The organism is Fodinicola feengrottensis (assembly GCF_010993775.1).
Lineage (GTDB): Bacteria > Actinomycetota > Actinomycetes > Mycobacteriales > HKI-0501 > Fodinicola > Fodinicola feengrottensis.
In genome coordinates this window covers 1-22,391 of sequence record NZ_WOTO01000063.1, presented here as the reverse complement: position 1 = coordinate 22,391, position 22,391 = coordinate 1, and the positions used below count along the sequence as shown (strand labels likewise).

At 67.9% G+C, this 22,391-nt stretch carries 21 protein-coding genes and 5 pseudogenes; 7 read left to right on the top strand and 19 right to left on the bottom strand.

Going from position 1 to position 22,391, the window contains the following annotated elements:
* Positions 1-71: 71 nt before the first annotated feature.
* The 9 genes and pseudogenes from GNX96_RS58840 to GNX96_RS39845 all read right to left on the bottom strand — a co-directional run bounded on the left by GNX96_RS58840 (position 72) and on the right by GNX96_RS39845 (position 7,329).
* Complete coding sequence (locus tag GNX96_RS58840; RefSeq protein WP_279582731.1) at positions 72-359, bottom strand: TRM11 family methyltransferase; 288 nt, start codon at positions 357-359, stop codon at positions 72-74.
* On the bottom strand, positions 356-1,102 hold the full coding sequence (locus tag GNX96_RS39885; RefSeq protein ID WP_279582730.1) for a TRM11 family methyltransferase: 747 nt from the start codon (positions 1,100-1,102) through the stop codon (positions 356-358). The genes GNX96_RS58840 and GNX96_RS39885 overlap by 4 nt, the downstream gene beginning before the upstream one ends.
* 3 nt (positions 1,103-1,105) lie before the next feature.
* Positions 1,106-1,536 (bottom strand): annotated as a pseudogene (gene rbfA, locus GNX96_RS39880) (30S ribosome-binding factor RbfA).
* A gap of 24 nt (positions 1,537-1,560) precedes the next feature.
* Positions 1,561-1,845 (bottom strand): DUF503 domain-containing protein, encoded by a 285-nt coding sequence (locus GNX96_RS39875; RefSeq protein WP_390624267.1) that lies wholly within the window; start codon positions 1,843-1,845, stop codon positions 1,561-1,563.
* A gap of 209 nt (positions 1,846-2,054) precedes the next feature.
* Positions 2,055-5,152 (bottom strand): annotated as a pseudogene (infB, locus tag GNX96_RS39870) (translation initiation factor IF-2).
* Between the two features lie 147 nt (positions 5,153-5,299).
* Positions 5,300-5,572, bottom strand: coding sequence for a YlxR family protein (locus tag GNX96_RS39860; protein WP_163572866.1), 273 nt, complete (start codon positions 5,570-5,572; stop codon positions 5,300-5,302).
* 63 nt (positions 5,573-5,635) lie between these two features.
* Positions 5,636-6,735: pseudogene (gene nusA / locus GNX96_RS39855) on the bottom strand (transcription termination factor NusA).
* On the bottom strand, positions 6,732-6,875 hold the full coding sequence (locus GNX96_RS39850) for a hypothetical protein (protein WP_163572840.1): 144 nt from the start codon (positions 6,873-6,875) through the stop codon (positions 6,732-6,734). Before GNX96_RS39850 ends, nusA begins: the two are co-directional and overlap by 4 nt.
* Positions 6,876-6,891: 16 nt before the next feature.
* Positions 6,892-7,329, bottom strand: coding sequence for a ribosome maturation factor RimP (locus tag GNX96_RS39845; protein WP_313885908.1), 438 nt, complete (start codon positions 7,327-7,329; stop codon positions 6,892-6,894).
* A 290-nt stretch (positions 7,330-7,619) separates the two neighbouring features.
* Between GNX96_RS39845 and GNX96_RS39840 the strand changes: the two genes are divergently transcribed.
* The 4 genes from GNX96_RS39840 to GNX96_RS39825 all read left to right on the top strand — a co-directional run bounded on the left by GNX96_RS39840 (position 7,620) and on the right by GNX96_RS39825 (position 9,476).
* Complete coding sequence (locus tag GNX96_RS39840; RefSeq protein ID WP_163572838.1) at positions 7,620-7,931, top strand: hypothetical protein; 312 nt, start codon at positions 7,620-7,622, stop codon at positions 7,929-7,931.
* Positions 7,928-8,110 carry a hypothetical protein gene (locus GNX96_RS39835; RefSeq protein WP_163572837.1) on the top strand — a complete coding sequence of 61 codons (183 nt, stop codon included), beginning with the start codon at positions 7,928-7,930 and terminating at the stop codon, positions 8,108-8,110. Before GNX96_RS39840 ends, GNX96_RS39835 begins: the two co-directional genes overlap by 4 nt.
* Positions 8,107-8,541: a ferritin-like domain-containing protein gene (locus tag GNX96_RS39830; protein ID WP_163572836.1), complete on the top strand. Its 435-nt coding sequence runs from the start codon at positions 8,107-8,109 to the stop codon at positions 8,539-8,541. Before GNX96_RS39835 ends, GNX96_RS39830 begins: the two co-directional genes overlap by 4 nt.
* A 143-nt stretch (positions 8,542-8,684) precedes the next feature.
* Positions 8,685-9,476, top strand: a complete 792-nt coding sequence (locus GNX96_RS39825; protein ID WP_279582729.1) for a nucleotidyltransferase domain-containing protein — start codon at positions 8,685-8,687, stop codon at positions 9,474-9,476.
* On the opposite strand, the gene GNX96_RS39820 is transcribed toward GNX96_RS39825, so the two are convergent.
* On the bottom strand, positions 9,466-10,194 hold the full coding sequence (locus GNX96_RS39820) for an HAD family hydrolase (protein ID WP_163572834.1): 729 nt from the start codon (positions 10,192-10,194) through the stop codon (positions 9,466-9,468). The two genes, GNX96_RS39825 and GNX96_RS39820, sit on opposite strands and share 11 nt — an antisense overlap.
* A gap of 164 nt (positions 10,195-10,358) precedes the next feature.
* Here GNX96_RS39820 and GNX96_RS39815 point away from each other — a divergent pair, with 164 nt between their 5' ends.
* On the top strand, positions 10,359-10,625 hold the full coding sequence (locus tag GNX96_RS39815) for a DUF6406 domain-containing protein (RefSeq protein WP_279582728.1): 267 nt from the start codon (positions 10,359-10,361) through the stop codon (positions 10,623-10,625).
* A 27-nt stretch (positions 10,626-10,652) separates the two neighbouring features.
* Here GNX96_RS39815 and map read toward each other — a convergent pair whose 3' ends face one another.
* The 8 genes from map to GNX96_RS58825 form a co-directional block, all read right to left on the bottom strand.
* Entirely contained in the window at positions 10,653-11,513 is an 861-nt protein-coding gene (gene map / locus GNX96_RS39810; protein WP_163572832.1) for a type I methionyl aminopeptidase, read from the bottom strand.
* Between the two features lie 49 nt (positions 11,514-11,562).
* A complete protein-coding gene (locus GNX96_RS39805) occupies positions 11,563-12,843 on the bottom strand; it encodes a DUF2786 domain-containing protein (RefSeq protein ID WP_163572831.1) in 1,281 nt (426 codons plus the stop codon).
* A gap of 398 nt (positions 12,844-13,241) precedes the next feature.
* The gene (locus tag GNX96_RS39800; RefSeq protein WP_279582743.1) at positions 13,242-13,547 is read right to left on the bottom strand and encodes a GNAT family N-acetyltransferase; all 306 of its coding nucleotides are present in this window, start codon (positions 13,545-13,547) and stop codon (positions 13,242-13,244) included.
* Positions 13,483-13,842 (bottom strand): hypothetical protein, encoded by a 360-nt coding sequence (locus GNX96_RS58835; RefSeq protein ID WP_279582727.1) that lies wholly within the window; start codon positions 13,840-13,842, stop codon positions 13,483-13,485. The genes GNX96_RS39800 and GNX96_RS58835 overlap by 65 nt, the downstream gene beginning before the upstream one ends.
* A gap of 456 nt (positions 13,843-14,298) precedes the next feature.
* On the bottom strand, positions 14,299-15,372 hold the full coding sequence (locus tag GNX96_RS58830; RefSeq protein ID WP_279582726.1) for an APC family permease: 1,074 nt from the start codon (positions 15,370-15,372) through the stop codon (positions 14,299-14,301).
* Between the two features lie 39 nt (positions 15,373-15,411).
* Positions 15,412-16,077, bottom strand: coding sequence for a GOLPH3/VPS74 family protein (locus tag GNX96_RS39790; protein ID WP_163572829.1), 666 nt, complete (start codon positions 16,075-16,077; stop codon positions 15,412-15,414).
* A 325-nt stretch (positions 16,078-16,402) separates the two neighbouring features.
* Positions 16,403-18,376 (bottom strand): penicillin acylase family protein, encoded by a 1,974-nt coding sequence (locus tag GNX96_RS39785; RefSeq protein WP_279582725.1) that lies wholly within the window; start codon positions 18,374-18,376, stop codon positions 16,403-16,405.
* Between the two features lie 13 nt (positions 18,377-18,389).
* The gene (locus GNX96_RS58825) at positions 18,390-19,268 is read right to left on the bottom strand and encodes a penicillin acylase family protein (RefSeq protein WP_279582724.1); all 879 of its coding nucleotides are present in this window, start codon (positions 19,266-19,268) and stop codon (positions 18,390-18,392) included.
* A gap of 338 nt (positions 19,269-19,606) precedes the next feature.
* Between GNX96_RS58825 and GNX96_RS66085 the strand changes: the two are divergent.
* Both GNX96_RS66085 and GNX96_RS39780 read left to right on the top strand, forming a co-directional pair.
* Positions 19,607-19,822 (top strand): annotated as a pseudogene (locus GNX96_RS66085) (hypothetical protein); the annotation flags it as partial.
* Positions 19,719-20,621 carry a GH25 family lysozyme gene (locus GNX96_RS39780; protein ID WP_390624266.1) on the top strand — a complete coding sequence of 301 codons (903 nt, stop codon included), beginning with the start codon at positions 19,719-19,721 and terminating at the stop codon, positions 20,619-20,621. The pseudogene GNX96_RS66085 and the gene GNX96_RS39780, both read left to right, overlap by 104 nt.
* Before the next feature lie 144 nt (positions 20,622-20,765).
* Here the strand turns inward: GNX96_RS39780 and GNX96_RS39775 are convergent.
* Positions 20,766-21,902 (bottom strand): annotated as a pseudogene (locus tag GNX96_RS39775) (fused MFS/spermidine synthase).
* Between the last annotated feature and the right edge of the window lie 489 nt (positions 21,903-22,391).

The window sequence follows — 22,391 nt, the reverse complement described above, 5'->3', positions numbered from 1 at the left end:
TTTACCCGGTGTGGACGGTTTCTAACGTTGGCAAAAGTAAAGTCGTCAATTACTTACGAGGGCCGGATCGGTCAGGACCGGGGGGCCACCATCAGGTCGCGGGTGATCGCCTGGTCGACGCGATGCGCGAAGCCGGCATAGCAGGGATCTGTCAGCGGCTCGAAGCCGGCGCCGGCCAGGATCTCAGCGACCTGGTCCCGGCTCCCGCCGAAGGTGTTCCAGGACAGCCCGAGCGCGCCGCCGGGGCGTACCAGCCGAGCCCACCGGCCGACCGCCTCGGCGAGCAGCTTGAGCGGGCTGCGGGACAGCGAGGTGTGCTGGCGGCTGCCGTGCTGGACGCCGTACGGAAGGTCGGTCACCACCACATCGAAAGCCGCTGGCTTGAAATTTCGGCGCTGTGCAACGTGTCCGCGTTCAGAAAACTGATCCGCTGGACATCACCGGCTTTGTACGCCTGCGCCGTCCCAGCGACCGTGACATCGAGCCGGCGACCCAGCCGGACCCGGTTGCGGCGCAGCGGCACCACCTCGGCGGTGTGCTTGTGTCGCTTGGTTTTCAACCACGTTCGGATAAAAGCCGAGTACGCGTCGAAATCCTTGCCGTCAATGTCCACTCCGGTGGCGTCGAAGCCGTAGGTCATCGCCTGGTTCAGCGTGGTGCCGCGCCCGCACATCGGGTCCAGCACTCGCAGCCGGGTGGTCAGGAATGCGGCCGGCACGTCGGTGGAGACGGCGGTGACATTGAGCAGCAGTTTGGTAAATTGCTCGTTCGTCTTGCCAGCGTACTTGGGAATGCTCACCAAATCGCTGGAAAACCGATCCAGCCCAGTTGCCTCGAGAGGACGCAGAAGGTCCTCTCGCACCTCGAAAAGCACGTACAGTGCGGAAAGATTGGCCAGCGCCGCGATGTCCTCATCGGACAGTGCGTCGGCGTGGAAACCCACGTATCTTACGCCGGCGATGGTCCGCTCAGCGATGTCAGCGAGGCGGCCGCCCAAAATCGTGTGATTGAAAACGGCCAGCTCACTGGTCAACAATGCCACCGACGCGTCGGCGTAAACCCGGTTCGCCGACGGGGCGATCAGAAGCGCGTACGTGGGCACTGCCTACTCGTCGTCCTCGTCGTCATGCTTGTACGGGTCGGCATCGCCGGCATAGGTGGCGCCAGCCGCGTTGGCCCGTACGGCCGCGTCGGACTCGCGCGCCTTCTCCAGCAACTCCTCCATCTGCCTGGCGCCCTCGGGGATCACATCGGCCACGAAGGTCAGCGTCGGCGTGTAGCGGACGCCGGTCTGGCGGCCCACCGCGCTGCGCAGCACACCGGTCGCGGACTCCAGCGCCATGCCGGACTCCTGCAGCTGGGTCGCGTCACCCAGGACCGTGTTAATAGACGGTGGCCTCGCGCAGGTCGCCGGTGATCTTCATCGGTCACCGTCACCATCCCCAGCCGCGGGTCCTTAACGTCACGACGCAGCATGTCGGCAACGATTTCCTTGATCCGCACCGAAAGCTTGCGCGCCCTCGCGGTGTCCACCATTTCCTTGCTTCCTTTGCTGTCGAATCACTCGTCGTCTTCGCCGTACCAGCGCCGACGCGCCGACAGCAGCTGCAACTCCGGTCGGGCCGCCACCATCCGCTCGCAGGCGTCGATCACGTCCCGGACTTGGGTCGCCTCACCGGACACCACCGCAACCCCGATCTCGGTCCGGCCATGCAGGTCGGTAGCGCCCACCTCGGCGACCGAAACCTCCAGCTTGCGCAACGCCGCGACCACCGGTCGCACGTACGAACGCTTCGCCTTCAAAGAACGAGAATCGGGCGGCAACAGCACATCAAAAACGCACACCCCCCCAGTGAACATAGAGCCATTATCTCAGTCAGCGAGACGGCACGCCCGCCCCGGGCCGGACGCCACCCCGCCAAGCCGGACACTCCTGACCTGACCACCACCGCGTCGGCCGGAGGCCGACCGACTTCCGGCGGCGGGATGCCCGGTCTTTTGGGCATCCCGCCGACGAGAAGTCGACGCGCGCGGCAGGCACTGCCGCCAGAAACTCAGCTCCGGGGCTTTTCGCGCATCTCGAAGGTCTCGATCACGTCATCCACGCGGATGTCGTTGAAGGAGCCGAGTCCGATACCGCACTCGTAACCCTCCCGGACCTCGGTCGCGTCGTCCTTGAACCGACGCAGCGACTCGATCGCCAGGTTGTCCGCCACCACCGCGCCGTCGCGGATGAGCCGCGCCTTGGCGTTGCGCCGGATGAGACCGGACCGCACCAGCGTGCCGGCGATGTTGCCGAACCGGCTGGACCGGTAGACCTCGCGGATTTCCGCGGTGCCCAGCTGCACTTCCTCGTACTCGGGCTTGAGCATGCCCCCTGAGTGCGGCCTCGACATCGTCGATCGCCTGGTAGATGACCGAGTAGTAGCGGATGTCGACGTTCTCCCGCTCGGCCAGGTCCCGGGCGTTGCGCTCGGCCCGCACGTTGAAGCCGATGATCACGGCGTCGGCCGTACGCGCCAGGTTGATGTCGTTCTCGGTGATGGCACCGACACCGCGCCCGATGATCTGCAGCTCGACCTCGTCGAGCACGTCGATCTTGAGCAGCGAGTCTTCCAGCGCTTCCACCGAACCGGACACGTCGCCCTTGAGGATAAGGGTGAGCTGAGTCTTCTCGCCCTCCTTGAGCCGCTCGAAGATCGACTCCAGGGTGGGCCTGGCCCGCGTCGCGGCCTGCTGGGCGTTGCGCTCGCGCGCGGCCCGCTGGTCGGCGATCTGCCGAGCCACCCGGTCCTCCGGCACGACCAGGAAGTTGTCGCCGGCGCCCGGCACCGCGGTGAGTCCGAGGACTCGTACGGGACTGGACTGGACGGACCGGCTTCCTTCACCGGCACCAGGTGCTCGTCGAGCATGGCCCGGACGCGACCGTGGGCTTCACCGGTCACCACCGAGTCACCGACCCGCAGGATGCCGCGCTGCACCAGCACCGTGGCCACCGGACCGCGACCGCGGTCCAGCCGAGCCTCGATGACGGTGCCCTGCGCCGGTACGTCGATCGGAGCGGTCAGCTCCAACGCGGCGTCCGCGGTCAGCAGGACCGCGTTCAGCAGCCCGTCGATGTTGATGTCGGCCCGGGCGGACACGTCGACGAACATGGTGTCGCCACCATATTCCTCCGGAACCAGGCCGTATTCGGTGAGCTGTCCGCGCACCTTGGCCGGGTCGGCGCCTTCCTTGTCGATCTTGTTGACGGCCACCACGATCGGCACCTTCGCCGCCTGCGCGTGGTTCAACGCCTCGATCGTCTGCGGCTTGACACCGTCGTCGGCCGCTACCACCAGCACCACGATGTCCGTGGTCTCGGCGCCACGGGCACGCATGGCGGTGAACGCCTCGTGGCCCGGGGTGTCGATGAAGGTGATCGCGCGGTCGTGGCCGTCGTGCTCGACATGCACCTGGTACGCACCGATGTGCTGGGTGATGCCACCGGCCTCGCCGGCCTGCACGTTGGCCTTACGGATCGTGTCCAACAGCCGCGTCTTACCGTGGTCGACGTGACCCATGACGGTCACCACCGGCGGCCGCGCGACGTACTCGTTGGACTCGTACTCGCCGTCGAACTCCAGGTCGAAGCGCGCGAGCAGCTCGCGGTCCTCGTCCTCCGGACTGACGATCGTCACCTCGTAGTTGAGGTGCTCTCCCATCAGCATCAACGTCTCGTCCGAGCACGACTGCGTCGCGGTCACCATCTCGCCCAGGTTGAAAGCCTCCTGGACGAGCGAGCCCGGGTTCGCGTTGATCTTGTCCGCGAAGTCCGCCAGGGACGCGCCGCGTACGAGCTTGATCGTTGAACCGTCACCCCGCGGAGCGCGGACGGACTGCATCGTCGGCGCGGACAGGTTGTCGAACTCTTGGCGCCGCTGCTTCTTGGACTTGCGGCCACGGGTCGGCCGGCCACCGGGACGCCCGAAGGCACCCGCCGTACCGCCACGGCCACGACCGCCGCCACCTGGGCGACCGCCGCCACCACCGGGACGGAAGCCGCCGCCGGCCGGGGCGCCACCGCCGCCACCAGCACCGCCACCACCGCCGGGACCGCCGCGGTATCCGCCGCCACCGCCACCACCGGGACGACCAGCACCGCCGCCACCGCCACCGGGACGACCAGCACCGCCGCCGCCACCACCGGGACGACCAGCACCGGCACCGCCACCACCTGGGCCACCACGGCCGCCGCCACCTGGGCCACCGGGACCGCCGCCACCGGGGCGCGGGCCACGGGCCGGCATGCTGCCCGGGCTCGGCCGGGGCGGCATCATGCCCGGGTTCGGACGCGGACCGCCGGGGCCACCCTGACCGCCACCGGGACGCGGCGGCGGCATGCCTGAGGCCGGACCCGGGCGCGGGCCGCCGCGGGTGGGTGCGCCACCGGGAGCCGGGCTGCCGGCGTGGTCACCGCCACCGCCCTGGGCTGGGCCGGGACGCGGGTTGGCGCGCGGCGCCGGAGTGCCGGCACCCACCCCAAAGGGATTGTTGCCCGGACGCGCCGGACCGCCACGACCGCCACCCGTGCGGCCACCGCCGCCGGAGTTCGGGCCTGGACGCGGCGACGCCGCCGGCGGCCGCGGACCGGGCCGCGGACCGGGAGAAGCTGGTCGCGGGCCACCGGACTGCGGGCCGGCCGGAGCCGCCGGAGCGTCGGTGCCACTTGCCGCGGCAGCCGGCTCGGCCGGTGCCGCGCTCTCTCGCGCGCGCGCCGCCGCCGAAGCTGCCTGAGCGGCTTCCTGAGCTGCGCGAATCTCCGCGACACGGGTCTCGGCGGCCTTGGCCTCGACGCTCTGCGCGCTCGGCGCGGGGCCGGCCGGCGGCCGGGGGGGACCGGCTTGGGACCGGGGCCCGGACGTGCGGTAGGCCGCGCTGAGGGCGCGGCGGAAGACTTGGGTTTGCCGGCACTCTTGGCCGGCGCTGAACCGCCGGACGCTGCCGGCTGTGGGTCGACGAACGACTCCCGGAGCCGCCTCGCCACGGGTGCTTCCACCGTCGACGACGCGGACTTCACGAACTCGCCCAGATCTTTCAACTTGGCGAGAACGGTCTTGCTTTCCACCCCGAGCTCTTTGGCGAGCTCATGGACGCGGGCCTTGCCTGCCACTGGTCTCCTTACCGGGACCGGCGGCTGACCCGCTCGATCCCACGGTTAGTGCTGAAGCCTGTTCATGCTGGCGACTTCATCGCGTGCTCATACCGGATCGACTCACTTCTGTTCTCTGGCGCGGATCTGGTGATCCACACTCTTGCGTTACCGCTGCGCCACATGCGTACGAACGGTCGCCGTGTCGGGCGCGAACCCGGACACACGCAATGCGCGCCCGAAGGCGCGCCGCCGTTCCGCCAATGCGAGACAACCCTCGACGGGGTGCAACCATGCCCCTCGTCCCGGCAGCCTGTGTGCCGGGTCGGCCACTACCTCGTGTCCGACCAGGACCACACGCAGAAGATCTGTGGCCACTGCCCGCTCCCGGCAACCCACGCACGTGCGAACCGGACCGTCAGAGATGTCAACGCTCCAGATCGTACGAAAGTCACGTGAAAAATACGCCGTAAAACCAGACCCGGGCACCGAGCCGTAGTTAGTCTACCCCGCCGTCGTACGAGGAGCATGACCGGACGTGGAGTCCGGAAGACTTTTCGGCCGGCGACCCGGCGGCGGCCCACCGGCCGCCCGGTTCTGCGGCCGTGGGTCTTGCGTCCCAGCGCCGTCGGCGGCGTCGCTGCGGATGTCGATCCGCCAGCCGGTCAGCCGGGCCGCGAGCCGGGCGTTCTGGCCTTCCTTGCCGATCGCCAGCGACAGCTGGTAGTCCGGCACAGTCACCCGGGCGGACTTCTCGGCGGCGCTGACCACCTCGACCTTCAGCGCCTTCGCTGGCGACAGCGCGTTGCCGACGAACTCGGCCGGGTCCTCGGAGTAGTCGACGATGTCGATCTTCTCGCCGTGCAGCTCGCTGGTCACCGCTCGTACGCGCGAACCCATCGGCCCGATGCAGGCGCCCTTCGCGTTGACGCCCTCGGCCTTCGTACTCACCGCGATCTTGGACCGGTGACCGGCCTCCCGGGCCACCGCGGAGATGAGCACGGTGCCGTCGTCGATCTCCGGGACCTCCAGCGCGAACAACTTCCGGACCAGGTTCGGGTGACTGCGGGACAGCGTGACCTGCGGGCCGCGCATACCCTTCGTGACGCCGATCACCAGGCACTTGAGCCGGGAGCCGTGGGTGTACTGCTCGCCGGGCACCTGCTCGGCCGGCGGCAGGGTGGCCTCGATCTTGCCGAGCGACACCTGCACCAGACCACGCTCGGCCCGGGCGTTGTCGCGCGCTGCACGATGCCGGCGACGACTTCGCCCTCCTTGCCGACGAACTCGCCGAAGGTCACGTCGTCGGTGGCCTCCCGGAGCCGCTGCAGGATGACCTGCTTCGCGGTCATGGTGGCGATCCGGCCGAAGTCGGCCGGAGTGTCGTCGTACTCCCGGAGCACCTCGCCCTCCGGCCCGGTCTCGGTGGCCCACACCCGGGCCTGCCCGGTCTTGCGGTCCACTTCCACCCGGGCGTGCGAGTGGGCGTCGTCGGTGTGTCGGTACGCGGTGAGAAGCGCGCTCTCGATGGCCGCGATGATGGTGTCGAACGAGATCTCCCGTTCGCGCTCCACCGCCCGCAGTGCGGCGATGTCGATATTCACGGCGACTCCTCTTCGTCACGCTGCTGGCCGCTGGGCTGCTCAGCGGTTTTCTGGGTGGTAGCCGCGCCGAACTCCACTTTCACCCGGCCGGGCCCAAGCTGCGCGTACTCCCAGTCCCGCGCGCCGTCGTCGGTGTTCAACCGGACGCCGGACTCGTCAGCGGCCGCGATCCGGGGCGGTCAGCCCGGTGCCGGCGGCGGTCACCGCGACCAGCCGACCGACGTTACGCCGCCAGTGCCGTGGCTGCGTCAGCGGCCGGTCGACTCCCGGTGAAGTGACCTCAAGGGTGTACGGCGGGCTGTCGAAACCGTCGTCGTGCCGGTCCAGCTCGCGGGAGATCTCCCGCGACACCTCGGCGACCGCGTCCAGGTCAACGCCGCCGTCGCGGTCCACGACCACCCGCAACACGTCCCGCCTGCCGGCCCGACTGACCGTCAGGTCCTCCAGGTCATACCCGGCCGTCTCGACCACCTGCCGGACCGCCGGCCGCAACTCGGCCGCCGTTCGCCGGTTCTTTTCCGGTGTCTGCACGGCTTTGGGTCGGCCGGCGCGCTCCCGCGCCGCCGGTGACTGCTTCGATGTCCTACCCGCCACGGGCACCTCCCCCAACCGACGCGACGGCCCCGGCCGGACAACTCCCCCCAGCCGGCGCCCTGTGCAGTTATGGCCGCTCAAACCACTTGCCGCGAGGATATCCGCTCCGGGGACGGTCGGCTCACATGGAGATCTCGCGGCGGTCGTGGACCGGTTTGGTATGGGACCCGATAGCGGCTCCCCGATCCGCCCGCCGTCGTACCCGGCTGGAACAATGACGTACTAGTCGCCGGGCCGATTTCCGGTGGCCGGCAGCGAAAGGCGGACAGGTGGGGCAAAGCCGGCGAGCGATGCTGACTGCCGTCGCGTCCCTCACCGTTGCTGGCGGTACGGGTCTGGTCGCTGGCTGTACGGGTGAGCCCGCCGCGCCGGCCGCGCCGGATCCGGTCACCACCGCGCTGACCAGCCTGCTGAAGGCGGAGCAGGCATTGCTGGCCGGCTACGACTCGGCAATCGGCGGCCACAGCTCGCTGGCCGACCAGCTCGCCGGCGTACGAGCGGACCACGCCGCCCCCACGTCAAGGCGCTGGCCGCGCTGCTGGCCCGGCGCGATCCCGATCCCGATCCATCTCCGTCGCCATCGGGACAACACGGATCGGTGACCCCGGACGGCTCGCTCGCCGGCGGATCGTCCAGCAGTGCGCGGCAGACGTTGGCGGGCCTGGAAAAGCAGCAGACCACGGCCGCGGTGGCCGGCTGCCTCATCGCCGCGGACGCCGAGGCCGCCCTGCTGGCCAGCCTCGCGGCGGCCGAGGCCAGCCATCTCGAGGTGCTGACATGAGCCTGACCGGCGCCGCCGCGCTCCAAGCCGCGCTCGCCGGCGAACACGCGGCCAACTACGCCTACGGCGTGATCGGCGCGCATCTGACCGGCAACGACCTGGCGCTGGCACAGGACTCGCAAACCGCCCACCAGCACCGCCGGGACAGTCTCGTCACTCAGCTGACCGCCGCCGGGGTCATCCCGCAAGCCGCGAGCGCCGCGTACAAACTGCCCTTCGCGGTCACCACCGGCGCGGACGGCCGCCGGCTCGCGGTCACCCTGGAGGAGGAGCGGCTCGCCGGGCTCTGGCGGGCCGCGGTCCCGGCCACCCAGGGAGCCGACCGGCAGGCCGCCGTACAAGCGCTCACCGAGACGGCCGTGAGAGCCACCCAGTGGCGACAGCGCGCCACGCCGAACAGCCCCGCCACGGTCGCTTTCCCAGGCAGTTGACCGACTCACGTCAAGGCATTTCAACCCGACGAAAACCTTGATCGGGTTACAATCCGGACATCTTCCGATTCAGTGGGTAGGCCCCTGATCACAGGGTGAAAAGCGGTCGTTGCAAACTAACTCCGATGCCTCTTCATTCGATGGTGACCGAATCGGTCGTCGGCTATCTGGAAGCCGTCGACGCGCTGGCCCCTGGCCTGGTCGAGGGGTTCTACCTGGAAGGATCCGCCGCGCTCGGCGACTTCCAGCCGCACAGCAGCGATATCGACTTCGTCGCCGTCACGGCCGACCGGCCGGACACGACCGCGCTCGGCACGTTGGCCGAGGTGCACGCGAAGCTCCGTAACCGCCGCCGCCCGTTCCTGGACGGTGTGTACGTGACGTGGGAGGACCTTCCGCGCGGGGGCGCCGACGACCGCCGCCGCCCCCGCCAGCCACGGCGGCCGCTTCACCCCAGACGGCAGCCCGCCCAACCCGGTCACCTGGCACACGCTGGCCCGCTATGGCGTGCCCCTTCGCGGCCCACAGCCCGCCGACCTGGAGATCTGGACGGATCCGGAGCTGCTCACCCGGTGGACCACCGGCAACCTCGACCACTACTGGCGGCGCCGGCTGGACCGCTCGACGCGACTGGCCAGCCGGGCCGGCGTGGTGTCACTCAGCGACTTCGAGACGTCGTGGACTGTGCCAGGGGTGACACGGTTGCACTACACGCTCGCGACCGGCAACATCGCGTCCAAACAGGGCGCGTGCCATTACGCACTGGGAACGTTCGCAGCGCGATGGCACCGGATCGCCAAAGAGGCGTTGCGGCTGCGTACCGGCGCGGGTGGCCGGTCGCTCTCTACCACCCCACCCACCTGTCCCGCCGCCGGGACGTACGCGACTATGCCGCGATGGTCATCGAGTCAGCCCAGGCGCTGGTCAACCGCTAACGGCGCCTTTGTTACTCCACTGGTCGATGGCGGGCAGCAGCTCGGACAGGCGGTGCAGGACGGCGTCGGGCTCACCTTCGGTGTGACCGCGCTGCCATGCCGGAATCTCCGAATGCGGCACCCAGGCCGCCTTCATCCCGACCGCCTGGGAGCCGTAGACGTCGTCAAAGAGCCGGTCACCGACGAAGACACAACGGCTCGCGTCCGTCGCACCGACAGCGGCCATCGCGGCTTGGAAGGCTTTCGGATGCGGCTTGGTCCACGGCAGCTCCGACGTATACGCGGCGCCGTCGATCAGGTCGAGGATGCCGTCCCGAGCGAAAACCTCCTCATGTGCCGCACGCGGCCAGATCGTGTTCGACAGGACGCCGACCTTGAGGCCGCGCTCGGCGAGGGCGGCGAACAGCGGCGGCACGTCCGGATCGATGAAGGTGTGCGGCGCGAACCACTCCTGGTATGCCGCGAAAGCGCGGTCATGCGCCTCCCCAAGGGGCTCCAGGCCCGCCGAGCGAACGATGTCGGCATACGTCGTGCTGCGATGCTCGTCCCGGCTGCGCAACCACGCGTTTTCCTCGGCCGCCGCAAGCGCCCTGGTCACCGAGTCCGCGTCGACAGACCCATACGCCCGGGCATAAACCGCCCAGGAATCGGCCACGTCGATAACGTGCCAAGGTGTCAGGGTGCCGCCCCAGTCGAAGATCACCGCATCGAGAGTCATGCCCTCATAATGCCGGCCCCCAACGACAAAACCTGCCTCTTCGTGTGGCCGGCGTCACCGAACACCGATGTCAGCCCGCCGCATGATGGACATGGCATGGTTCTGCCCGTACGTTCATGCCCAGCCCACCCATCCCGACGCACCAGGACCGCGCCCAAGACCTCATGACATACCCAGCGAACAAGCTCATCATCCGGCACGGGGTCGAGCACCCGACCAGTGCCGGCACCATCACCGGCGTCAGCGCCTCCCGCGAGGACGACGGCACGCCCAGCGTGGTGCTGGCGGTGAAGGCGACCGACGCGGCGCCGGCGAACAGGGACCTGCGGCCCGGCGAAACCTTCGTCATCGGCCGGGAGAAGTGGCAGATGGCGGACCTACGCCGAGTCGACACGCCCGACTGGTACGCGGTTCTCACCCGGGTTCGCTAGTGTCCTGCGTTCTAGCGACCAAGGAGACTAGGGCACCGTCAGGATCTCGCAGCCGTCGTCGGTGACCACCAGGGTGTGCTCGAACTGAGCGGTCCAGCTGCGGTCCTTGGTGACCACGGTCCAGCCGTCCTCCCAGGTGTCGTGCCGGTAGTCGCCGATGGTGATCATCGGCTCGATGGTGAAGGTCATCCCGGTCTCGATGACCGTCTGCAGCTCAGGATTGTCGTAATGCGGCACGTATAGCCCGCTGTGGAACGTCTCACCACCGACACCGTGGCCGGTGAAGTCCCTCACCACTCCGTAGCCGAAGCGTTTGGCGTACGACGAGATGACCCGGCCGATCACGTTGATCTTGCGGCCGGGCGCCACCGCCTTGATGCCCCGCAAGGTGGCCTCGTGCGTACGCTCCACCAGCAGCCGGGCCTCCTCGCTCACCTCGCCGGCCAGGAAGGTCGCGTTGGTGTCGCCGTGCACGCCGCCGATGAACGCGGTCACGTCGATGTTGCAGATATCGCCGTCCTGGATGACGGTCGAGTCCGGGATGCCGTGGCAGATCACCTCGTTGAGGCTCGTGCAGCACGACTTCGGGAAACCGCGGTAGCCCAGCGTCGACGGATACGCGTGGTGGTCGCAGAGGAACTCGTGGATCACCTCGTCGATCCGGTCGGTGGTCGCCCCGGGCTGGACCTGCTTGCCGCCCTCCTGCAGCGCCTGCGCGGCGATCCGGCTGGCGATCCGCATCCGCTCGATCACGTCCGCCGACTTCACCTCGCTGCCTCGGAACGGCGTGGGCGCCTTGCGCCCGACATACTCCGGCCGCGGGATGTCCGCTGGCACCTTGCGGGCCGGCGCCAGCTGACCTGGTACGAGTGGAGCGCGCGTCTTCATCGGCATGGACGTCAGCGTACGACGAGACGCGCGCTCCTTTAGAACAGGCTCATTGCCGCATGGATTTGCGGTCCAGCCCCAGCTGAGCCGCGTCCGCGGCGGCCCGGCCGGCACCCCAGCCGGCCTCGTTGCGGACCTTGATCGGCTTGCTCTCCAAGGCTGGGTAGTCCTGCGCGATCAGGTTCTCGACGGCGAGCGCCTTGCTGGCCAGCACCGGCAGCAGATCGCCTGCGCTGGACACGTCCGCCGCGGTCGCCTCGTTGGCGGCGGTCAGCCGCTCGCCGATCCGGTTCGCATACGACAGCAGGAAGGCCTGCCGGAACGAGCGGGTCCGCGACTGGCCCGTACGCGTGACGTGCCGGCCGGCGGACACCAGCGCGCGGGTCGCCTGAACCAGCAGCGAGGTGGCCAGCAGCACGGTCGAGTCCACGTCCACCGGGTCGCCCAGCACCGCCACGAACCCGAGGTTGCTGTGCAGCACCGTACGACATCGGTTGGCGGTCGCCACCTCGTTGACCAGCACGGACTTGGCTGTCGCGTAGGGATCGTCGAGCCAGAACCGATGCGTGGTCGCCCTCGGGTCGGCGCCACGCTGGAACTCCAGCATCGCCTCGGTCAGCGCGTACCGGCTCATCAGCTCCTGCGCCTTGGCCGACAGCGCCTCGGCCTCCTCGTCGAACTCGGTCGACTCGGCCTTGGCCAGCAGCGCCCGCACCTTGCCGAGCACCTTCGCGTCGGCCGCGTGATGCCGGCCACCGCCAGCCACTCCGCTGCCCGGCGGCGGCACGATCACCGGCAGCGCCGGCAGCCCGCCGAGCAGGGCCAGCAGCTCGATCACCATCAGCAGGGTCTTGAGCAGCCCGAGCCCCTCGCGCCGTATCCACTGGCCGAGATGCGGCTCGTCCGGCTCCCACCAGAGCGTCGCCTCCAGCTGCGCCAACTGGTCCTTCCAGCGGTCGTCCAGGGTGCTCTGCGCATATCCCTGGCAGAACGCGGCCAGCTGGTCGGTAAGGAAGGACGCCGGCGGCCCGGAGCCGAGCCGCCGGTTGCTGATCTGCACGAGATCCTCCGGTAGCCAGCCGCCAACAGCCAGATTGCGCAGATAGATCCCAGTGACCTCGGCCACTGCCCGCTGCACCGCCGGCCGCTCGTGCGCTGGCCGATCGGCCAGCACCCCAGCCGTCAGGTACGGCGCGTCCTCATTGCCGGCGCGCAGATCCTGCGCCGCCGACACCAGCGAGGAGATAACCACCTGCGACAGCGTCGGCTGCCCTCCCGGCGCGCTCGTCCGATCTTCCTGAACGCGCCGCCGCCTGCCCTGCTTGCTCACCCGAATCTCCCCCTCGGCGCCCGCGGCCCAGGTCCGATGCTGCCTGGTGCCTCCCCACCACCTTCAGGCGCCCCACCGACAGTTTCGGGCCGGACCGCCGAGTTGAAGGCCGCAGTGCTGAATTGAAGGCCGCAGTTCCTGCGGCGGCGCATCCGGTTCGCATCGCCGGGGCACCCAAAAAACCGGGCACCCCACCACCACGAACCTGGGCGGCCTCCGGCCGCCGCGGGCATGGCTGAGTTGAAGGCCGCAGTTCCTCCGGCGGCACATCCGGTTCGCATCGCCGGGGCACCCAAAAACCGGGCACCCCACCACCACGAACCTGGGCGGCCTCCGGCCGCCGCGCGGGCGTGGCTGGGGCCGCCAGGCCCGCGGTGCGGCCGCGGCGCATCCGCGGGTTACTTCGGTGCGGGGTCCCGCCACATCGGGTACATTCGCTCACCTTCGTATGGCAGCGGCAGTGGCTCCGCGCAGTCGACGAATCCGACCCGCTCGTAGAACCGTCGGCTGTTCGAGTTGCTCGCCTCCAAGTACGCCGGCGTACCAGTGGAGTCCATGGCCTCGCACCACGCGTTCAACAGTGCGGATCCGAGGCCCTTGTTCTGGTATTGCGGCATCACCCCGAAGAGCGCGCAGTAGTCATGCGCGCCGCGCGCCGGTCGGGTGCGCGCCGTGCATCGCCTCGTCGAGGGTTTGCATGCGATCGACCCACGGACCGCAGGCCTCGGCCAGCCGCTCGTCGTAGTCCTCCGGGTCTGGACCAGGCACCGCCAGGTTCACCACCACGCCGGAATAGTCCGGTGCTACCAGGACCGTCCCGTGCGCCAAGGCAAGATCGACGACTATCCGGAAATAGGAAGGGAAAATCCGGGCCCGGTCGGCCGGATCGGGCACCAGCCACTGGGACACGTCGAGGTCGTGGAACGAAGTGGCGATGACCTGCGCTACCGCCGCGCCTTCGGTAGCGTCGGCCCGCCGAATGGAGACTTCGCCCGTCATGACCGCCCACCTGGGGTACGGCCACGCAGCGGTGGGGGACCCGGGTGGTGAACGGCGTCGCGCTGCTGGCCGCCGCGCCCAGGCCGATCGCCGCGTAAACGCCCGGCCGGGTGCTCCGCAGGAACAACGCCCAAATAACCCCACCAACACCAAGAAGCGTGTAGATGGCTGGGAAGACAAATCGCAGCGGAGATGCCGGATCACCCAGCAGCGCACCGAAGTTGGACAGGATCAGGTAAATGATCAGCAACAGACCACAGCATGCGATCACCGGCGCGATCAGCCGTTGCCACAGCGTTTCGCCTTCTGGATTGCGGGCCAGGAAACCAATCACCGAGAACGACGTTCCGGTAATCAGCAGCAGGACTCCGAAAGCGCCGGCGGTGCCAAAAGTGAAGAAGAAGTTGACCAGCGGGTCGGCGTGGGAGATCGCGAACGCGATGACGAGCAGGAAACCTACCGCGCTCTGCGCAATCGAGGCATATTTCGGGGCGTTGCTACGAATGCCGGTCCGGCCGAGGAAGGCCGGCAGCACCCTTTCGCGCGGCCCAGCGCGAAAGTGTAGCGGGAGCAGGTGCCGTGGTACGACAGCGCCGCGGCAATCAGCGAGGTCGCGAACAGGATCTGGCCGATGTCGATGACGATGTTGCCGCCCACCTTGGTCGCCACCACGGCGGCCGGCAGGGTGCTGCTGAACTGCGTCGCGGCCTTGTGCAGGTTGTCCGCACCGATGGTGACGGCCATGGCCCACGCCGAGCCGGCATAGAGCACCGCCATCAGGGCCAGCGAGAGAAAGGTCGCGGCCGGCACCGTACGGTCGGATTCTTTGGACTCCTCCGAGAAAACCGCGGCTGCCTCGAACCCGATGAAGCCGGTCACCGCGATCGCCAGCGCGATGCCGAGCCCGGCACCGGACAGGCTGGCCGGCGACAGGGTGGTGAAGCTGACGCTGCCGCCGAATGGATGCGCCACGTCGATGATGTCGAAAATCACCACGACGACGACCTCGGCGACCAGCGCGACCGCCAACACCCGGCTGTTCAGATCGACTCTCAGCAGGCCCATGATCGCCACCAACGCCCAGGCCGCGAGGCCGAAGACGTACCACGGCACGGTGGCACCGGTCTTGTCATGCACCAACGTCGACAGGGTGAAACCGATCGCGCCGTACGTCGACCACTGCATCAGGCCGTACGCGAACAAGGCGATGAACGAGCCGCCAACTCCGAGCGGTTTGCCTAGCCCTTTCGCGATGTACGTATAGAAAGCGCCGGCATTGCGGATCCGCCGCGCGACCGCGACGTATCCCACGCAGAACAGCGCTAATACGACCGCCACCAGCAGGAAGGCAAGCGGCAGGCCCTTGATTTCGGTGACCTGCCAGCCGGTGGAAACGATACCGGCGATCACCGTCAGCGGCGCGGCCGCGGTGATGACGAAAAAGACCACGTGCATGATGCCGAGCCGGTTCGCCGCGAGCGTCGACGACACGACGCTCGGGCGGCTCGCGACAGTGGGGGATTGGGCCATCGTCCAAAGCTCCAGAATTGTGGGGGTAGTGGGCCAAAACTAGTGCCGGATTTTGAGTACCGCCTCGCCGATGAGGCTGTGCACCGTAGTGGTGATTTCGCGCAGGGAGGGATCGGCCTTGGCTATCACGCCGGCGACGAAAGCAGCTATCGCGGCCGCGTCATCCCACAGGTCGACCTGCAACAGACCGATCGCCTCCAGCAGCCCACCAAGATAGATCTCCCCCCAGGTGGTCTGGCCACGCGAACCGGCCAGAGCCGCTTCCAGTCGACCAGATCGCCAGAAAGCGCCTTCCTGGTCAGACGGCCGGTGCACGATGACTGTCTTGAAAAAACGCCGCGTTTCCTGTGGTTCCAGCATGCCGGCACGTACCAGCCGCTCGGTGACCACCGCCGCCGCGGTCTGGCTCAGATAACTCAGCCAAGTCCGCAGGTCGTGGTGTGGCTCGGCGAGAATGTTCTCCAGAATCTCCAGAGTGGTCTGGTCGTCCGGGAGTTTTCCTGTCAGAACATGGATCCGGCCCTCTCGGACCTGAATGTTGCGGGACAGCACCAACTCCCCGAGCAGGGCACCCGCCATTCCGCAGTCCAACGCGACCTGACTCACCCGTGGCCGGCCAGTGCGGTCCTCGTGGGCGATAAACCACAGGTCGTCGCCCACCCGTAGATGCTCGGCCCACAGCCGCTGATCGCGTCTCAGCGTCATGAGCTCCCCGACATCCCGCGCGTTCCGCCCTCTCCGAGTGCCGACACGCCCACGGCGCGACGACTCATCCCGACAGATCGGCGACCTGGCCCGCAAACCCATCTGCCGGGTCGGATGAGGACAACTGACCAAGATCGCTCGCCGCGACGATACCGGTCACGGGTTCGATGGACAATATCGCTGTGCGATTAACCAGGGCGCGAACACCGATCCTTGTCCGTGCGTACGGCCAAAACTGGCCATCGACACTATTTCTCGAACTAATGTTCGAATTCCACAGACGAATGACCCGCGGCCGGAGCCGCGGGCATTCGAGCGTTCGTTACTAACCGCGACCAGACGGGAACTGCACCACCTGCTGGTAAGTGGGCCGGTTCTGCCAGCTGATCTTGCCGTCGGTGATGCCGCCCAGCGGGTGCTGGATGATCGTGTCGGCACACCACTGGTCGCCCGCCGAGCAGTCCGCGTCGGCCGCGTAGACCTGCGTCGCTGGCATCGCGGCAGCCTGTTTGAGGCTGCTGACCAGCGCTTGCTGGCAGCTCGCGAGGTTGCCGCCGCCGCAGTACGTGGTGCCGAGCTGGCTGGCTAGCGGGTGGCCGAGCACCTGGTGCAGGTCCGCGTTCACGTAACTCCACCAGCCGTTCTGGAACGACGAACCCTTGTGCGGCTGCGTGTCGTTCAGGCTGGAACCGCCACCGACATCGCCGTTTTGTTGCCCGGAGGGCGATTCGTTGATCGGCAGAGCGGACGCGAGGGCCTGGTAGAGAGAGTCGCCCATGCCGGCCGAGAATTCCGCCTTGACCAGCAGCGGCCACCAGGCGTCCAGGATCCGGATCGCGTCGGCGGAGGCGTACTGCTGGCTGCCGTAGCTGGTCTCCTGCCGCTTGCCACCAGCCTGCTGCCAGGCCCGCAGCTTGGCGACCGCGGCGCTCACGTCCGGATCGGTGATCGGCGCGCTGTCCAGCACCTGCAACAGCACCGGCAACACGTCCTCGGCGCGTAGGTCGGTCAGCGCCGCATCCTCCATCGCTTTCGCCAGCGACGCGCGGGAAACCTTCTGCCCGCTGGTCACCATCGCCTTGATTCGACTGTCCAGCAAATCGACCCGGTGCACCGAACCCTGGCCGTAGTCACTGGCCGCGAATCCGGCCGCCTGCTTGTTGTTCCAGCTGACGTAGTAATCCTGGTCGATCGACTGCGGGTGCTGGGAGGCCGGCGTGTACTGCGCGGTGTTCGTGGCTGGATTCCAGCCCTGCCACTGATAGGCGGCCTGCGCTTGGACGGGGAAATTGGGATCGACGTTCGCGGCTCGGAGCGGATTGGCTCCGGAGTTGAAATAAGCGGTGTGCTTGGAGTCGACGTAGAACCAGTTGAAGGTGAAGTTGATGTCCGCGGCCGCGCGCTGGAAAGCCTGCGGCGAGGTGATCACCGACGGGTCGTTGAATTCACCGAAGCCCAGGATGGAGTCCGCCTCGTGCATATAACTCGACCGCAGGCTGGTGAACGCCACGAACTGCCCGCCGACCTTGCCCCGATAGGAAACCAGGCCGTACTTCGTCCGATAGCGCACCAGGTCGTACGACCCGGCCGCGGTCGAGTCCGCTGTGTTCGGGGCCCACGCGTCGTGTACGGCGAGCCGCTCCATTGGCACGCATTGTCCGTTGTAGAGATAGGAAAGCGAGTTCTGGGTGACTGGCGCGCCAGTGGGCTCGCACAGCGTGACCGCGTACGAATCGGTCACATCCTGGCCCGCCGAGGTCGCGCTCCACGAGTAGTCCTGCCCGCGGCCGATCAGCACATAGAGGCTGATGCCGGCGAAGGCGATGCCACGAGCGCTGATACCAGGCCCCTGCAGCTCCTCGAGCATCAGCAGCTGTGGCGCGAAATAGCCAGTCTGTGGACCGAAAACGGCGACCGGGTTACCGGTGTCGGTGTACGGCCCGGAAACCACCATCGCGTTGGACATACTGTGCTTGACGCCCTGGGCGAACCCAGGACCGAAGACGCCGTCGTTGAAAATGCCTTTGACCGACGAAAGATCGCGTACGTTCGGCTTCTTTCCACTGGTTTGCTGCGCGGCTTTGGCCGGCGCCTTGGCCGTCTTGGCGTTGGTCGCCGAGCCGGTCGGGTTTTCCACCAGTCCCTGCGCGGTCACCGATCCCGGGTCCGGCATCGCCGTACCCACCGGGTGCGCCGGCGACTGGCCGTACGGGAACGACTGTCCATTGTGGACAGTCTGGACCGCGCTCGGGTCCTCGGCCATCCGCAGCGACTGCCAGATCGCATCGCCCTGCGCCACTCCGTAGCGGGCCTCAGCGGCCCTCCTTCACCTGCGCCGAGGCGATCTCGTTTCCGCCGCCACTGCCGAACAACGCCCCGATGACCGCCGCGATCGCGATCAGGTCGGTCGGCTTGAACGGATCAATGCTGCCCGCATTGGTGATCGCGTTCATGTGGCCGGTCAGCACGTACTCACCGGGGAAGTTGCGGTTCGAGACGGCCTGCGTGATGTACGCGTTGACGCCGGCGACATAGTCGTTCACGTCCGCGAGCGCCTGCTGACCGCGCGACGACGAGCTGGCCAGCCGGTCGATCTGGGCCTGCAGGTCCTGCTCGGTGTAGGGCGCACCGGCCCACAGGCTCTGCTCGAACGACCGGTTCGACGGCGCCCCGCCGGCGAAGCCGGTCAGCGTCGCACGGCCGACATGGCGGAGCAGGTCCATCGTCCACAGCCGGTCAGCGGCACCGGCGTACCCGGCGCCGAACTCCGTCCCGGACCGGGTGGTGCCGGTGATGTGCGGTACGCCGGTGGCCTTGTCCCGGACGATCGTCACGTCGCTGCGCGGTGAGATCGTGCTGGCCACCTGGTCGGCCGGCACGCCGAAGGAGGAGTTGTCGAAGAAAGTGTTCAGCTGGCCGTTGGTGAGCCCGGTGTACTGACTGGCCAGTTTCGCGTACGGACCGAGCTGGTCATCGGTGTGCGCCGGCCGCGTCCCAATGGTCCGGTTGCCGAGAATGTCCAGCAGCGTCGCGTTGCCGTTCTCCCCCGGCGGCAGGATGTCGTTGCACTGCCCCTGGCAGTAGTCCGTCGCCGCCGCCGGTTTCGGCGGCGCGGCGCTGGCCGGTAACCCGGCCACCACGCAGGCGACGGCGAGCGCCGCAGTCATCAGGATCCGCAGTCGACCGAACATAACGTCAGCCCTCTCGCCGGCGTGGCGGTTACTTTGCGGTAACCCTGCCACTCACTGTGACACAAGACACACACGTGCGGAGTTTGTCACTCTTGCCCACGAAGGGTAGACAAAGCCCCCACTTGGTCGGCATGCGTGTCCAAGACGAAACGGCCCTTTTCCACTGATCATCTTCGCCAACCGAGAGCAGATCTGCCAAAACCCGAATATTTAGCGACGTTTCGGGGAAAATAACGGCAGGGCGCACTGACTCGTACGGGGGGCACTGGAGGCAACCGTGACCAGCGCGACGCCAGTCATCGACATCCACGGAGAGGTGATCCCGGCACCACCGGTGCGTGCGGCCGCTCACGCCGGACCAGGATCGGCGCGTCGTCCAGCGAACCGACGCGGCACCGACCGTACGGCTCGGCGGTCGGCAGGGACGAGACGTGTCCAGTTATGACAGCAGTGTGGACTACCACGCGTACGACTTCGTCCTCAACAAGGTCACCGAGGGATCCGGCTACGTCTCCCCCGGCTGGCAGAACCGCAGGTCCGCGACCCGCGCCGCCGGCAAGGTCTACGGCGGCTACCACTTCGCCCGGCCCGGCGACGGCGCGCAGCAAGCCGACCGACTTCTACCTGTCCCAGGCCGGCCTGCCGGCGGACGGCGACCTGCCGGTCTTCCTGGACTACGAGGTGTCCGGCCTCGGCGCCGGCTTCCGGGACGCCTTCTGCCGCCAGTACCAACACCGCGTCGGCGTCGCGCCGGGTCTATACACCGGCGAGTCGATGTGGTCCAGCGACCTCGGACGGGTGCGGGGCGCGGCGCGCTGGCTGTGGCTCGCGCATTACGGCGTCCAGGCTCCGACCTACACCTGTGACATCTGGCAGTGGCAGGGCGATCCGGACCTCGACACCGCTTACACCGACCTGCGGTCCATGACCGTCGGCAGCAACCGCGGCTCGTCGTCGATTTGGCATCCGATCTACAACGTCGACAACACCGTCTGGATCCAGGGTCGCGCACCCGTACTGGCGCTGGAAAAACGGCCGTACCCGTCGGCCACCCAACCGACCACAGTGGACATGCGCAAGGTGCCGGCGGACCGGTGCGCGAACGACCGGACCGGCATCACGCACGACTGGGCCGACTACGTCCACGACCTTTTCGCCGCTATTCCGTGGGATTCCCGCCCTGGCGCGACCTGGGCCGCGCATTTCGGAATAGTTCGCAACGGGTCGTACGGGAGCACGCATTTCTACGCGTTGCTGGAATGGGGACACCTGCACGGCGGCCTTCGTCCAGGCGGCGACAGCGGCGACTGGGCCCTGCTCTGGGGATCCCTTCAGGGCCAATACCACACCTAGAAATAACGGTACGTGGTGATTAACTGATCGACTGGGGCGCGGTCGTCGGTCAGTGGTCGCGCGTTGCCCACCAAGGCGGCGAGTTGGGCCGGACTGGCCACGCCACCAGGCTCGCCGCGGTGGGCGGCCGCGGCGAGCAGCGTGTCACGGTCCGGGATACGGTCGCCAGCGACGATGACGAAATTGCCGCCCTCCTTGCCCTCCAGCGCCGCCTTGGTCCCCATCACCGTGACAGCACCGAAAACAGACCGTACGGTAGCGAGCGATTTCCGCTGCCAACAAGGCAAGTGGCGGGAAGTCGATGACGTTGAGGACATACAAACCACCAGGGCGCAGCACTCGGCGAAGTTCGGCGGCGAACTCCTGGGTGGCCAGGTGCCACGGCACCGCGCTGGAACTGAACGCGTCGCCGATCACCAGGTCATAGCCAGCGGCCGGCTCGGAACGGATGCTGACACGGGCGTCGCCCACCCTGACCTGCAGGGCGTCGGACGTACGCAGCCCCAGCCGCTCCCGGCCGAGCCGCACGACCACCGGGGTCGACTTCCAGCACTCGGCTGGTCGACCCGGGCCGGGTAGCGGTCAACCAACGCGGCATGGTGAAACCGCCACCACCGATATATGCAGAGCCCGCACCGGCTTTCTCGCCGGCCACATCGCGTTGATGACATCGCCGTACCGCTGGGTGTAGGCAAATTTGAGATAGCCATAGTCTTCGGTGTCCACGTACGAATGTTCGGCATCGTCGAGCCACAGCGTCCGACCGCCGGGCCGGTCCGAATCGTCGGTGACACGGGCGCAGTAATACGCGGTTTCGTAGTCACACGGCACCGGCAGCGCGACCGCTCCACCCGTGGCGAGCACCAGCACCGCGACCATCCCGATCACGGTCCGCCGACCGGTGAGCCATCGCGAGCCCACCAACTGCCAGCCACCCAACGCGACCAGCACCGCGCCCGTACCGACCAGGATCGCCGACACCGGCAAGGTCGCCAGCAACACGTACCCGGTCAGGAACGTGCCGGCCAGCCCGCCGACCGTGCCGAAAGCGCTGAACCGACCCACCACGGTTCCGCTGTCGGCCAGCCGACGCAGCTGCGTTTTCACCACCACCGGACTGATCGCCGACAGCACCGCCACCGGAGCCGCCGCCGCGACACCGACCAGGATGATGCTGCCGGCCGGACCGCTGTCCCGCACCAGCGGACCAACGGCCAGCACAATCGGCTTGCTGGCCAACACCAACAGGCCACCGACGGCCAACAGCGGACCGATCAGCACCTTCGGCGGCAGGAAATCCGCCGCCCACCCACCCCCGGTTCGCACCCAGCGCGATCGCCGCCAAGGTCACCGCGATCGAGGCCGTATACGTCTGGAATGTGTTGCCCACATAAGGAGCCGCCAGGCGTACGGACGTCAGCTCCAAAATCAGCACAGCGGCGGCAGACACCATCACCAACGTGATCGCCCACCACCGCACCATCACCGCCGGCCCCGGCTGCTCAGCCGTACCGCTGGCCACCTCTGTCACATCCATGCCCAGCATCCTGCCGGCCACCGGTCGTGACCCGTACGGCCGGGATGCGGCGACCCGCTCCCCGTCTGTCGGCGAGCGCGTCAGGCAGGACTGTCAGCCGGCGAAGACATCCAAACTCTCAGCACTATTAATCGCCGCCGTCGCCGCCTCAGCATCACCAGCGGCAAGCCGACGAGCAATCCCCTCAATCCGCGAATCAGACACAAACATCATACGCAACAAAATCGCAAAAA